We start from the raw sequence: 13,902 nt of genomic DNA on the forward strand, positions 1-13,902 counted from the left end.
GTGACAAGCACGGTGACAAGCACGGTGACAAGCACGGGTACGGCGACCGCGACCGGCGCGCGGATCGGCATCGACGTCGGGGGAACGTTCACCGACCTCGTGGCCTCCGTGCCGGACCGCGGCCTCGTGGTGCACCACAAGGAGCCGAGCACGCCCGCCGACCCGTCCCTGGCGGTCGCGGACGGGCTGGCGGCCCTCCTCGCCCGCGCGGACCTGCGGCCGGAGGAGGTCGCGGGCCTCGTCCACGGCACCACGATCGGCCTGAACGCCGTCATCCAGCGGCGCGGCGCGCGCATCGCCCTGGTCGTGACCGAGGGCTACCGCGACATCCTGGAGATCGGCCGCAGCCGCATGCCGTCCTCCTTCGACCTGTACGCGGGCAAGGAGGAGCCCCTCGTCCCCCGCAACCTCATCGTCGAGATCTCCGCCCGGCTGGGCCCGCGTGGCGAACCCGTGGCCGAGCCGGACGCCGCCGAGCTGGACCGCGTCGCCGCGCGGCTGCGGGCCACCGGGGCCGACGCGGCGGCGGTCGTGATCCTGCACGGTTACACCGACCCGGCCTTCGAGGAGGGCGTCGCGGCGGGCCTGCGCGAGCGGCTGCCCGCGTTGCCGGTGACGGCCTCGGCGACCGTGTGGCCGGAGGTACGCGAGTACGAGCGTGCCCTGGTGGCCTGCATGAACGCCTACATCCAGCCGCTCATGCGCGACTACTTCGCCCGCCTGGAGAGCCGGGTGCGCGGGCTCGGGGTGTCGGCGCCGATCTTCATCAGCGCGTCCAACGGCGGCTCGATGAGCCTGCGCTCGGCCGCGGAGCGGCCCGTCGAGACCGTGCTGTCGGGCCCGGCCGCCGGGGTGGCGGCGGCCGCCCGGCTGGGGGCGGGGGCCATCGTCACGTTCGACATGGGCGGTACCAGCAGCGACATCGCCGTGTCCGTGGACGGGTCGCCCGAGCTGGCCACCCACACCACGGTGGGCGGGCTGCCCCTGATCGTGCCGGTCGTGGCCGTGCACGCGATCGGGGCCGGGGGCGGGTCGGTCATCTGGGTGGACGGGCCGGGCGTGCTCAAGGTCGGGCCGGGCAGCGCGGGCGCCGACCCCGGGCCGGCGGCGTACGGCCGGGGCGGCGACCGGCCGACGGTGACGGACTGCTACCTGGCGACCGGGCTGATCGACCCGCGCACGTTCCTCGGCGGCCGGATGCCCCTCGACGCCGGCGCCTCGCTCAAGGCCCTGTCGGGCATCGCCGCCCACCTCGCCTCCGGAGGCGAGCGCGCCGGTGACGACCTGGCCGCGTACCGGGTGGCGGCGTCGGCGTTGCGGGTGGCGACGGCGGGGATGGCGACCGAGCTGCAGAAGATCATGGCGCAGCGCGGGCTCGACCCGCGGCGGTTCGCGCTCGTGCCGTTCGGCGGCGCGGGCCCGACGCACGCGGCCATGCTCGCCGAGGAGGTCGGGATCGCGCACATCGTGGTCCCGCCGACCGCCGCCACGTTCTGCGCCCTGGGCGCGGCGGGCGCCGACCTGCGCCGCGACTTCGCCCGCAGCCTGCGCCGCCCCCTGGACGCCGCGAGCGCCACCCGCCTGGCGGGCGTGCTCGCCGAGCTGTCCGCCCAGGCCCGGGAGTGGCTGGCCGAGCAGGACGGCGAGGCCCGGCTGCGGGGGCGGCTGTCGTTCGCGGCCGACCTGCGCTACTCCGGCCAGGCGTACGAGCTCCGCGTCGCCCTCGACCCGGACCGCCTGGACGTCGAGGCGGTCTCCGAGGCGTTCCACGCCGAGCACGAGCGCCTGTACGGCTTCCGCGACCAGAGCGCGACCATCGAGCTCGGCACCGCCAGGCTCGGCGTGGTCGGTCCGGCGGCCGAGCTGCCGCCCGCCGCCGTCTCCCCGGGCAGAGGCGCGCCCCGCCCCACGGCCCGCAGGCGGGTCCTGCTGGCCGGCGCCTGGCACGACGCCCACGTCCACCTGCGCGACTCCCTCGGCGTGGGGGACGCGTTCGACGGCCCGGCGATCGTCGAGCAGGACGACACCACCGTCGTCGTGCCGCCCGGCTGGTCGGCTGACGTGGACGAGGCCGGCAACCTGCACCTGCGCCGGGCGGACGGCGCCCACAACCCCCGTCGGAAGGCCTGAACGTGCGGCTCGACCCCGTCACCATGGAGATCGTCGGCAACCGGCTCAGCGCCATGACCGAGGAGATGTGCCTCACCCTGCAGCGCACCAGCCGCTCCCTGTACGTCAAGGAGACCGCCGACTTCTGCTGCGCCTTCGCGGGCCTGGACGGCGGCTTCGTCGCCTACCCGCGCGGCATCGGCGTCTCCGGCTTCGTCGGCCTGAACGTGCTGACCGCCGTCGAGGCCGCCGGCCCGCTGCAGCCCGGCGATGTGATCATCACCAACGACCCGTACCGCTCCGGTGGCCTGGCCACCCACCTGACGGACATCCAGCTCATCGAGCCGTATTTCCACGAGGGCGAGCTGGTCGGCTACGGCTGGGCGTTCATCCACTGCTCCGACATCGGCGGCCGGGTGCCGAGCAGCCTGTCGCCGGTCAACGACGAGATCTTCCAGGAGGGCCTGCAGATCCCGCCGGTCAAGCTGGTGCGCGCCGGGGAGCCGAGCCGCGACGTGGAGGCGCTGATCTCGGCCAACAGCCGCACCCCCGAGGCGAACCTCGGCGACATCAGGGCCATGCGCGCGGCGCTGCGCACCGGCCGGGAGCGGCTGGCCGGGGTCGTCGCCCAGCACGGCCTGGCCACCGTGCTCGACGCGCAGCGCGACCTGGTCGAGTACACCGCGGGCAAGGCACGCGCCGCCCTGGCCGCGCTCGGCGACGGCACCCACCGCTTCGTGGACTACCTCGACGACGACGCCGTCTCCAGCCTGCCGGTCCGCCTGTCGGTCACCGCGACGCTGCGCGCGGGCGACCTGCACCTCGACTTCACCGGTACGGATCCGCAGGTCGCCGCGGCGTTCAACATCGCGACCCTGGGCCGGCCGCACGCCTGGATCACCACCAGGGTGCTCGCGCTCATCTGCACCCTCGACCCCGGCATCGCGCTCAACGCTGGGCTCATCGCGCCGATCACCGTCACCACACCCGAGGGCTCGCTGGTCAACCCCGTGCACCCGGCCGCCGTGGGCGTGCGGCACGCCTCGGCCAACCGCGTCAACGACGCCGTCGGCGGCGCGCTCGGGCTGGCCGCCCCGCACGTGCTGCCGGCCGCCTCCAGCGGGCTGGTGGTGCCCGTGGTCGTCGCCGAGCAGCGCGCCGCCGGGCAGAACGTGCAGGTCCTGGAGCCGATGGTGGGCGGTACGGGGGCCCGCGACGGCGCCGACGGGGTGGACGGCCGCGACAGCGGCATCTCCAACCTGTCCAACAACCCGGTCGAGACCGTCGAGACGGAGATCGGGGTCGAGATCCTCAGGTACGGGCTGCGTACCGACTCGGGAGGCGCCGGGCGCTGGCGCGGCGGGTGCGGGCTGGAGCTGACGTTCCGGGTGCGCGGGGAGGGTTCGAAGCTGCTGGCCCGGGGGCTGGAGCGGATGTGCTTCCGCCCGTGGGGCGTGGGCGGCGGCGGTCCGGGCGCGGCCACCGAGCTGATCGTCAATCCGGGCACACCCCGGGAGCGCAGGCACTTCAAGATCGACGTGCTGCCGCTGGAGCCCGGTGACGTCGTCACGCTGCTGACCTCGGGCGCGGGCGGCTACGGCGACCCGTACACCAGGGATCCGGAGGCGGTGCTGCGGGACGTGGAGCGGGGCGTGGTCTCCCGGGAGGCGGCGGCGCGCGCGTACGGCGTGCTGCTGGCGGAGGCGGACGGCGGCCTGGCCGTGGACGGCCCCGCCACGGCGGACGCCCGCCGCGAGCACCACCCGGACCGGGGCGCCCACGACGGCGGGGCGGAGCGGCGGGCGTGGGAGTCGGTGTTCGACACCGCCACCGTCGACCGCCTGGTGGCCGCCCTGTTCCGGCTCCCCCGCCCGGCCCGCACCCCGCGCAGGACGGCCCTCTACACCGCGGTCCTGGCCGGGCTGCCGGCCGGCTTCCCCAGGACAGCCCCCACCCCCGAGCAGCGCGACGCGGCCCGCCGTACCCTCGTCCAAGAGATCACCGAACTGGAACGGATGTCGGCATGAGCGATCAGGACGCCATCGACGCGATCATGGCCGGGCTCGCGGGCCCGGCGCTCGGCGAGCTCGCCGAGCTGTATCAGGACCTGCACCGGCACCCCGAGCCCGCCTTCGAGGAGAAGCGCACGGCGGGCATCGCCGCCGGGCGGCTGCGGGCGGCCGGGTTCGAGGTCGTCACGGGCCTCGGCGGCACGGGCGTGGCGGGCGTGCTGCGCAACGGCGAGGGCCCCACGGTGGCATTACGGGCCGACATGGACGCGCTGCCGGTGCTGGAGGCCACGGGCCTGCCGTACGCGAGCACCGCCACCACGCCCGACGGGGTGCCGCTCATGCACGCCTGCGGCCACGACATGCACGTGACGTGCCTGAGCGGCGCGGCGCAGCTGCTGGCGGCCGGCCGGGACCGGTGGCGGGGCACGCTCGTGGCGCTGTTCCAGCCGGCGGAGGAGATCGCGGCCGGGGCGCGGGCCATGCTCGACGACGGGCTGTTCGACCGGATCGGCACGCCCGACGTCGTGCTCGGCCAGCACGTCTTCCCCAACCCGGCCGGGACTCTGCTCATCAGCCCCGGCGAGATCCTGGCCGCCGCCGACAGCATGGAGATCCGGCTGTACGGCCGGGGCGGGCACGGCTCGCAGCCGGAGCGGACCGTCGACCCGGTCGTCCTGGCCGCCTCGACCGTCATGCGCCTGCAGACGGTCGTCTCGCGCGAGGTCTCCCCCTTCGAGCGGGCGGTGCTGACGGTGGCCCAGATCCACGCGGGCCACAAGGAGAACATCATCCCCGACGAGGCGTCCATCACGATCAACCTGCGCTCGTTCTCCCCCGAGGTGCGCCGCACCTTGCTGGCGGCCGTGGAGCGCGTGGTCAACGCCGAGGCGGCCGCCTCCGGCGCGCCCCGCCCGCCGGAGATCCGCACGCTCAACGCCTTCCCGCTGACCGTCAACGACGGCGACGCCACGGCCCGGGTGCGCGAGGCGTTCGCCGGCCGGTTCGGCTCCGAGCGGGTGCCGGCCATGGCGCCGCTGATGGGCAGCGAGGACTTCGGCCTGTTCGGCGCCGAGGCGGGCGCGCCGTCGGTCTTCTGGGGCCTCGGCGGCGCCGACCCCGGCCTGTACGCCCGCGCCGAACGGGAGGGCCGGCTGCGCGAGGACGTTCCGAGCAACCACTCGCCCTTCTTCGCGCCCCAGATCCTCCCCACGCTGCCCACGGGTGTCGAGGCCCTGGTCACCGCCGCCCTGGCCTGGCTCCCGGCGTAACGGACCGAGCCCCGGCACGCCGCCGTGCCGGGGCTCCTCACGCGCTGAAAGTTTCAGGCGCTGAGCTGGGCGGACGCCGCCGGGCGAGCGCCTGGCTGGTGCCCGCGTCCGGCCCGATCTACGGTGGCGGTGCCTATCCGGCGCCGGCCGTCCGACGGGTGCCGGAGTGGCGCTCCTGGCGCGACCCCCACGCGAAAGGGACCCCCGATGGCACCTCGGCACCTCCTCCCGGCGCTGGCGCTCGCCGCCGCGGTCACCCTGGCCTCCCCTCCGGCGCACGCGGACACGTTCCGCACCGCGAGCTCGTCCGGCTGGGGACCCAGCTGGTCGGCCGGTCAGGCGAACGCCGAGGCCAACGCCCGCGCGGAGCTGAACCGGCAGGCCGCCCAGGCGGGCGAGGTCTGCCCGAGCGTGTCGGTCACCTCCACCCACGTCTACACCGCGCCCGACGGCTCGGCCTACGTCTTCAACGCGACCGCGTCGGGCACCTGCGTCCCGCAGCCTCCCGGACCGTCGTACCCGGTGGCGCGCTCGGAGACCCGCCAGGGCAGCGGCGCCACCTCCGGCGCCGCCGTCCAGAACGGCGCCCAAGCCGCCCGGGCGGCGGTGCTCGCGGCCGGCGTCAACTGCGTGAACTGGACGACCACGTCGGCGCTCGTGTGGGCCGCGCCCGGCAGCGTCTGGTACATCTACGACGTCACCGTCTCCGCGAACTGCACCGACTGACGCCATGTCCCGTCTCCTGACCCTGCTGGCAGGGCTCTGCCTGGCGCTCACGCTGACCCCCGTCGCCCCGGCGACGGCCGCGCCCGTGACCGTGCCGGTCGGCGCGCAGTTCACCGACACCTCGGGCAACCTGCTGCACGCCCACGGCGGCGGAGTGATCAAGGTCGGCTCGTACTACTACTGGTTCGGGGAGAACCGCAACGCCGACGGCACCTTCCGCTACGTCTCCGCCTACCGCTCGGCCGACCTGCGCACCTGGGAGTTCCGCAACCACGTGCTCACCCAGTCCAGCTCCGCCGAGCTGCAGGTCGCCAACATCGAGCGGCCCAAGGTCGTCTACAACGCCGCGACCGGCCGGTTCGTCATGTGGATGCACAAGGAGAACGGCCGCGACTACGGCGAGGCGCGGGCCGCCGTGGCCGTCTCGAACACGGTGGACGGCGCCTACACCTACCTGCGCAGCTTCCGGCCGCTCGGCCACATGTCGCGCGACATCACCACGTTCGTCGACACCGACGGCACCGGGTACATGATCTCGGCCGCGAACGAGAACTACGACCTGCACGTCTACCGGCTCAGCGCCGACTACACCGACGTGGCCGCGCTGGCGCGGATGTGGGCCGGCGACCACCGGGAGGCGCCGGCGATGTTCAAGCGCGACGGCGTGTACTTCATGCTGACCTCGGCCGCGACCGGCTGGCAGCCCAACCAGGCCCAGTACGCCACCGCCACCAGCATCACCGGCACGTGGAGCTCCTGGCGGAACACCGGCGACTCGCTCACGTTCGGCTCCCAGCCGGCCTACGTGCTGCCGGTGCAGGGCACCTCCGGCACGTCGTACCTGTACCTGGGCGACCGGTGGGCCGGCGCGTGGGGCGGGACCGTCAACGACTCCCGGTACGTGTGGCTGCCGGTGCAGTTCCCGAGCAGCACGTCCATGAGCCTGACCTACGCGCGCCAGCTCACCGTCGACACGGCCGCCGGCACGATCGCCACGACGGGCACCGGCTACGACCGGCTGGCGGTGCGCCACTCCGGCAAGTGCGCCGACGTGCGCGGCGGCTCCACCGCCAACGCGGCCGCGGTCATTCAGTACGCCTGCGGCGGCGGCACGAACCAGCAGTGGCGCATCCAGTCGATCAGCGGCGGCTACGTGCAGGTCGTGGCCCGCAACTCCGGCAAGTGCCTGGACGTCAACGGCGCCTCCACCGCCGACGGGGCGGCGCTCCAGCAGTACACGTGCGGCACCGGCGCCAACCAGCAGTGGACGCCGCAGGACGCGGGCGGCGGCTACCTGCGCCTGGTGGCCAGGCACTCGGGCAAGTGCGCCGACCTGCCCAGCTCCTCGCAGGCCGACGACGTGCAGTTCAAGCAGTATCCCTGCAACGGCGGCCAGAACCAGCTGTTCACCCGCACCCCGCTGTGAACCACCAGAAACCCAAGCCACAGAAGAGCACGTCAAGCACCGGTCAATAGCACGACCCCGCCTCTTTCGGCACAAATCGTGACGTTAGAGTGACGTACTGTGAACGAATCGAAGCGTGTGGAAATCACCTGGCCCAGCCTCGGCATCACCGTGGCCGCCGAACTCGACCAGCGCAACCGCGCCCTGGCCCAGTGCCTGTGGGACGCCCTGCCCTACCGCAGCCTGCAGGGGCACGCCCTGGTCGCCGGATATCACCTCTACCACGTCGCACCGGTCCATTCGCTGCTGCACACACCAGCGGAATACAAGGTGGACCGGCGCACCGTGCCCGACGGCACCCTGTTCTGCTCGCGGCTGCAGCATCTCGGCATCAAGTACGGCGAGCTCACCGAGCCCATGACCGCCACCCCGATCGGCCAGGTCGTCCCGGAGGACCTCGACGCCCTGGTCCAGGCCGGCCGCGACGTCTGGCACTCCGTCTACACCACCAAGAGGCCCGTCATCGCCGAAGTGCGCCGCGAGGGCGAGCCCAGCGGCCACCAGCTCCCGCGCCTGCCCATCGGCGACCCGCAGCTCAACGAGCTGGTCAAGGACGTGCACGCCGAGACCGAGCGCATCTGGCTGGACCCGCCCCGCGAGCTGCTCGACCTGCACGCGGGCCGCATCCCGTCCGGCGCCGGCAGCTACGAGACGGTCCTGACCACGCTACTGTTCGTCAACGGCGAGACCCGGCCGCTCGGCTACAGCTGCTACGGCGGCCTCGTCCGCGCCGCCCTCGACGGCATGCCGATGCCGTGGCTGCGCCAGATGACCCGCCAGCTCGCGCACACGCCCGCCGAGTTCCTCGGCTACTGCGGCCTCGACACCCTGTGGGGCTTCACCCAGCGCCTGCTGGACGGGCTCGACCGGCTCGACGACCACGAGGACTTCGTCTCCGTCATGGCCCACATGGCCCTCTACTGCAACTGCCTCGGCGGCTGGAACCTGCACCTGTTCCCATGGGAGGCGGGCGAGCACCTGCGCCGCGAGGAGACGCCCGCATGAGCGGTCCGCGGGTAGTGGTCGTCGGCGGCGGCGTGATCGGCCTGTCGATCGCGTTCCACCTGGCCGAGGCCGGCGTCGACACCACGCTGCTGGAGCGGGACACGCTCGGCTCCGGCGCCTCGCGCGCCACCGCCGACGTGGTCCGCTCCTACTTCGCCGGCAACCCGGTCAGCTCGGCGCTGGCCGTGCGCAGCCTCGCGGCCTACCACGCCTTCCCGACCAGACCGGGGATCGACCTGCCGCTGCGGCAGGTCGGTTACCTGGTGCTGTTCACCGAGGCCGACCAGGTGACCGCGTTCGAGGCCGACCTGCCCGCCCAGCACGCCGCCGGCGTCGACGTGAACCTGATCGGCGCGCAGGAGGCCAGGGAGCGCAACCCGCTCATCGGGGACTTCCCGCTGGTGGCCGCCGCGTACTCGCCGCAGGCCTACATCTCCGACACCACGGCCATCGTCACCGCCTACGCGCGGGCGGCCGAGCAGGCGGGCGCGACACTGCGTACCGGCTGCCCGGTGACCGCCATCGACACGCGGGCCGGGCTCGTGCGGACCGCCGCCGGCGAGGTCGGCGCCGACGCCATCATCTGCGCCGCCGGCGCCTGGTCGGCCTCGCTCGTCCGCGGGGCCGGCGTGGACCTGCCGCTCACCGAGCCCATCGAGCAGGAACTGCTCACCACCGACCCGCTGCCGCCGGACACGCCGGACATCCCGGTCACCCTGCACGCCGCCACCGGCCTGCTCGTACGGCTGCGCGGCAACCGGCTGCTCATCGGCATGGGCTACCCGGGGCCCGACCGGGAGGCGTGGCGGCGGCAGGTCGCCGAACGCCTCGTGGCCACGTACCCGAGCCTGGCCGGGCTCGCGCTGCACACCGCCGTCACCGGCCTGCGCGACGCCAGCCCCGACAAGACCGCCTTCATCGGCCACCACCCGGGACCGCCGGCCTTCCTGTACGCGACCGGCTTCTCCGGGCACGGCCTGTGCAACGCGCCCGCCGCCGGGGAGCTGGTCCGCGACCTGTATCTCGACCAGGACCCCGGCTTCGACGTGACCGCGCTGGCCTTGAGCCCGCGCCGCGCGGGATGACCCAACGACAGACGGACGGGAAGACCCATGAGCCAAGAAAGCCGCCTCGATCAGGACACTCTCGACGCTCGGGAACAAGAAGCCGCAGACGGATACGACCCGGACGCCGTCCCAGGGTGCCCACATGCCCGGTTCGTCCTCGACCCGGCCACCCCGAGCCTGCACGCCGACAACGACCGGCTGCGTGCGGCCGGCCCGCTCGTGCCCGTGACGGCCGAGGGTGTACCGGCCTGGGCCGCCACCCATTACGCCACGCTGCTGACGGTCCTGACCCATCCGAGCCTGTCCAGGGACATCCGCCACTGGGCCACCCGCGACACCTGCCCGGCCGGCACCGCCATCGACCGCATCGTCACCGACACCTCGATGCTCAACGCCGAAGGCGACGACCACCGCCGCCTGCGCACCCCCGTGGCCGGCGCGTTCACCGCGCGCCGGCTCCGGCAGCTGCGCCCCAAGATCGAGGCGCTCACCGAAAGGCTCGTCGACGCCCTCGCCGAGCTGCCGCCTGACGAGCCGGTGGACCTGCGCAAGGAGTTCGCCTACCCGCTGCCGCGCGAGGTCATCTCCGAGCTGATCGGCATCCCGGCCGAGCACCAGGACGCGCTGCACGAGCTCTCCGACGCCGTGGCCCAGGTGTCCGACACGCTCGACGACTCGCCCGACGTACGCCGGGCCCTGCACGAACTGCTCGACCAGATCATCGAGGAGCGCCGGGACACGCCCGGCGAGGACCTCATCACCGACCTGTTCAGGCTGCGCGAGAAGGACGGCGACCGGCTGTCCTCCGACGAGCTGTTCGCCACCATCGAGCTGCTGTTCATCGCCGGGCACGTGACCACCGTCAACCTCATCACCAACGCCATCGGCGCCCTGCTCAACCGGCCTGACCAGCTCGAACTGCTGCGTACCGGCCAGTGCGACTACGGCGCGGCGGTCGAGGAGACGCTGCGCTGGGACTCGCCGATCGCCTACTTCCCGATGCGGTACGCCGTACAGGACATCGAGATCGACGGCGTGCACCTGCGGACCGGCGAGCCCGTGCTGGCCTGCTTCGCCGCCACGGGGCGCGACCCCGGCCAGTTCGGCGAGAACGCCGACCGCTTCGACATCACCAACCCGCCGAGCGCCCACCTGGCTTTCGGGCACGGGCCGCACTTCTGCCTCGGCGCGCCGCTGGCCAGGATCGAGGCCGAGATCGCGCTGAAGGCGCTGTTCGAGGCGTTCCCGGAGATCGCGCCCGCCGCGCGGCCCGAGGACCTGGCCCCGCTGGACACGCTGCTGGGCAACAGCACCCGCAGCATGCCCGTCCTGCTCGGCCCGCGCGCCCGCTGAAGCGCCCCGGACGGGCGGGCCTGCCCGTCCGGGGTCAGCGCACGCTCTCCGCGTGCCGCTCGTAGTGGCGCAGGAACAGCTCCTCCAGCGTCGGCGGCCGGCTCACCAGGCTGCGCACGCCCGCCTCCGCGAGCCGGCGCAGCGCCGGGTCCAGCGCCACGCCGTCCACGCTGAACCGCACCCGCCCGTCACCGGCCCGCAGGTCGTGCACCCCGGGCAGCTCGGCCAGCCCGTCCGGCGGGCTCGCCAGCTCGGCCTCGATCGACGTGCGGGTCAGGTGCCGCAGCTCCGCCAGCGTGCCCGTCTCGACCGTGCGGCCGTCCCGGATGATCGTCACCCGGTCGCACAGCGCCTCGACCTCGGACAGGACGTGGCTCGACAGCAGCACCGTACGCCGCGCCCGCTCCTCCCTGACGCACTCCCGGAACACCTCCTCCATCAGCGGGTCCAGGCCGGACGTGGGCTCGTCCAGGATCAGCAGCTCCCCCTCGGAGGCCAGCGCGGCGACCAGGGCCACCTTCTGCCGGTTGCCCTTCGAGTACGTCCGCGCCTTCTTGCGCGGATCCAGGTCGAACCGCTCCAGCAGCTCCGCCTTGCGCCGCGCGTTCAGCCCGCCGCGCAACCGGCCCAGCAGGTCGATCACCTCGCCGCCCGACAGGTACGGCCACAGCGTCACGTCGCCCGGCACGTACGCCAGGCGGCGGTGCAGCTCGCCCGCCTCCGACCACGGGTCACCGCCGAGCAGCCGGGCGGTGCCCGAGTCGGCCCGCACCATGCCCAGCAGGATCCGGATCGTCGTGCTCTTCCCCGCGCCGTTCGGCCCCAGGAAGCCGTGCACCTCGCCGGCCCGCACACCGAGATCGAGCCCGTCCAGCGCCCTGGCCGTCCCGAACGACTTCACCAGCCCCTTCACCACGATGGCGTCACTCATGGTGGTGCTCCTCCAGATTCACGCGGTCGCGCCCCGATCGAGGGCCTTCCTGGCCTCAGCGGCCTCCTCCAGGCTGAGCAGCGGGTGAGAGTAGAGGTCCACCATCACCCGCATCAGCTTGACCTGCCCCTCCGGGCTGGTCAGATCCACACCCATGCCACGCTCGACGTGCTGGCGCAGCACCGTGGCCGACAGAGCCATCGCCGCGATCATCGTCGAACGGGACCGGGCGTCCACGTCGGGAGGATCGGGACGGCTCCTGTCGGCCTCGATGATCCACCCCTCGCCGAGGTCGACCATCTCGTCGAACAGCGGCGCCGCCCACCCCTCCGTCAGCGCCCGCGCCAGATAGGGCTGGTACGGGCCCAGGACGGCGGCCGGGTTGAGCCCGGCGCCGTAAGGGTCGCTCGCGGCCTGCTCGCTCAGCCTGCGGATCGTCTTCATCAGCTGCTCGTCGCACGCCTCGCGCAGCGCCTGCTTCGAGCCGAAATGATGGCGCACCAGGCCCAGGGACACGCCGGCGCTCTCCGCGATGTCGCGGATCGTCGCCCGCTCGAACCCGTGCTCGCCGATGTGCCGCATCGCCGCGTCCCTGATCCGCGCACGCGCCGTGAGATCCTCCGGATCCGGTACGGTCGTCATCCCGTTCCCCTGTATAGCTCGCTGTTCATCTGAAAAGCAGACTATACCTGTGTATAGCAGCCCCGCAACGCGGCCCCCGGCTACGCACATCCGGCCGTCTCGTTCTACGCTCCAAGCACGACGATCGGAGACAACGCCGTGCCACAGCCCGACCCGGCGCCCATGCGCCTGGCCACCGCCATCCGCCCCTACGACTGGGGCTCGGTGACGGCCCTGCCACAGCTCTTCGGCACCGAGCCCACCGGCCGGCCCCAGGCCGAGCTCTGGATGGGCGCCCACCCCGGCGACCCCTCCACCGTCGGCGGCACCCCGCTCAACGAGCTCATCGCCGACGACCCCGCCGGCACCCTCGGCGAGGCCACCGCCGCCCGCTTCGGCCCCGCCCTCCCCTACCTGCTCAAGGTCCTGGCCATCGAACGGCCGCTCTCCCTCCAGGTCCACCCCACCACCGAGCAGGCCCGGGCCGGGTTCGCCGACGAGGACGCCCGCGGCGTCCCCATCGACGACCCCGCCCGCACGTACAAGGACACCTCGCACAAACCCGAGATGGTCTGCGCGATCACCCCCTTCCACGGCCTGTGCGGCTTCCGCGACCCCGCCGCCACCGCCGCCCTCCTCGACCGTCTCGCCGTGCCGGACCTGGCCCCCTGGAGCGACCTGCTCAGAGCGGGCGACCTGCGCACCGTGTTCGCCCAGATGCTCGACGACGCCCGCGAGCCGCTGCGCGCCCAGGTCGAGCACGCCCTGCGCGAGTCCGACGACCCCGGCCTGGCCGTCTACGGCGACCTCGCCCGCGCCTGCCCCGGCGACCCGGGCGTCACCGCCGCGCTCCTGCTCCACCATGTCAACCTGGCCCCCGGCCAGGCCCTCTACCTCGGCGCCGGGATCCCCCACGCCTACCTCGGCGGCATCGGCGTCGAGATCATGGCCAACTCCGACAACGTGCTGCGCTGCGGGCTCACCACCAAGCACATCGACGTGCCCGAGCTCATGCGCGTCGTCGACTTCACGCCGTCCGCCCCGCACCTGGTCCGGCCGGGGCAGGACACGCCCGGCGAGCACCGCTACCGGCCGCCGGCCCCCGAGTTCGCCCTCACGCGCTACGACCTCGACAGCCCCCACACGCTGCCCGGAGGCGCGCCCCAGATCGTCGTCTGCATCGACGGGGAGGCCCGCCTGGCCGGCCTGACGCTGCGGCCGGGCGAGTCGGCGTTCATCCCCGCGGCTGCTCCGTCGGTGCCGCTTGCCGGGAAGGGGACGGCGTACCGCGCCGAGCCGGGCGCCTTTACATTGTAGATTCGCTACGACGTTTCGGCCCGGCGTT

The 13,902-nt window shown here is 73.6% G+C and carries 11 protein-coding genes; 9 read left to right on the top strand and 2 right to left on the bottom strand.

Annotated features, from left to right (window positions below; genetic code table 11):
- The first annotated feature begins 24 nt into the window (after nucleotides 1-24).
- From ACWEPL_RS47655 to ACWEPL_RS47690, 8 genes are all read left to right on the top strand, one after another.
- Entirely contained in the window at nucleotides 25-2,130 is a 2,106-nt protein-coding gene (locus tag ACWEPL_RS47655) for a hydantoinase/oxoprolinase family protein (RefSeq protein WP_452440148.1), read from the top strand.
- A gap of 2 nt (nucleotides 2,131-2,132) precedes the next feature.
- Nucleotides 2,133-4,136, top strand: a complete 2,004-nt coding sequence (locus ACWEPL_RS47660) for a hydantoinase B/oxoprolinase family protein (RefSeq protein ID WP_452440149.1) — start codon at nucleotides 2,133-2,135, stop codon at nucleotides 4,134-4,136.
- Nucleotides 4,133-5,389 carry an amidohydrolase gene (locus tag ACWEPL_RS47665; protein ID WP_363985427.1) on the top strand — a complete coding sequence of 419 codons (1,257 nt, stop codon included), beginning with the start codon at nucleotides 4,133-4,135 and terminating at the stop codon, nucleotides 5,387-5,389. Before ACWEPL_RS47660 ends, ACWEPL_RS47665 begins: the two co-directional genes overlap by 4 nt.
- Nucleotides 5,390-5,596: 207 nt before the next feature.
- Nucleotides 5,597-6,115: a hypothetical protein gene (locus ACWEPL_RS47670; RefSeq protein ID WP_363985425.1), complete on the top strand. Its 519-nt coding sequence runs from the start codon at nucleotides 5,597-5,599 to the stop codon at nucleotides 6,113-6,115.
- A 4-nt stretch (nucleotides 6,116-6,119) separates the two neighbouring features.
- On the top strand, nucleotides 6,120-7,541 hold the full coding sequence (locus ACWEPL_RS47675) for an RICIN domain-containing protein (protein ID WP_452440150.1): 1,422 nt from the start codon (nucleotides 6,120-6,122) through the stop codon (nucleotides 7,539-7,541).
- A gap of 99 nt (nucleotides 7,542-7,640) precedes the next feature.
- Nucleotides 7,641-8,585 (top strand): cucumopine synthase-related protein, encoded by a 945-nt coding sequence (locus ACWEPL_RS47680; RefSeq protein WP_350742956.1) that lies wholly within the window; start codon nucleotides 7,641-7,643, stop codon nucleotides 8,583-8,585.
- A complete protein-coding gene (locus tag ACWEPL_RS47685) occupies nucleotides 8,582-9,670 on the top strand; it encodes an NAD(P)/FAD-dependent oxidoreductase (protein ID WP_452440151.1) in 1,089 nt (362 codons plus the stop codon). Before ACWEPL_RS47680 ends, ACWEPL_RS47685 begins: the two co-directional genes overlap by 4 nt.
- Nucleotides 9,671-9,697: 27 nt before the next feature.
- On the top strand, nucleotides 9,698-11,005 hold the full coding sequence (locus ACWEPL_RS47690; protein ID WP_363985418.1) for a cytochrome P450 family protein: 1,308 nt from the start codon (nucleotides 9,698-9,700) through the stop codon (nucleotides 11,003-11,005).
- 34 nt (nucleotides 11,006-11,039) lie between these two features.
- On the opposite strand, the gene ACWEPL_RS47695 is transcribed toward ACWEPL_RS47690, so the two are convergent.
- The gene (locus tag ACWEPL_RS47695) at nucleotides 11,040-11,936 is read right to left on the bottom strand and encodes an ABC transporter ATP-binding protein (RefSeq protein ID WP_452440152.1); all 897 of its coding nucleotides are present in this window, start codon (nucleotides 11,934-11,936) and stop codon (nucleotides 11,040-11,042) included.
- Nucleotides 11,937-11,954: 18 nt separating this feature from the next.
- Nucleotides 11,955-12,578 (bottom strand): TetR/AcrR family transcriptional regulator, encoded by a 624-nt coding sequence (locus tag ACWEPL_RS47700; protein WP_363985414.1) that lies wholly within the window; start codon nucleotides 12,576-12,578, stop codon nucleotides 11,955-11,957.
- Nucleotides 12,579-12,716: 138 nt separating this feature from the next.
- On the opposite strand from ACWEPL_RS47700, the gene manA reads away from it, so the two are divergent.
- Nucleotides 12,717-13,874, top strand: a complete 1,158-nt coding sequence (manA, locus tag ACWEPL_RS47705) for a mannose-6-phosphate isomerase, class I (RefSeq protein ID WP_452440153.1) — start codon at nucleotides 12,717-12,719, stop codon at nucleotides 13,872-13,874.
- Nucleotides 13,875-13,902: the final 28 nt, after the last annotated feature.

The sequence above is a fragment of the Nonomuraea sp. NPDC004186 genome, assembly GCF_053603495.1.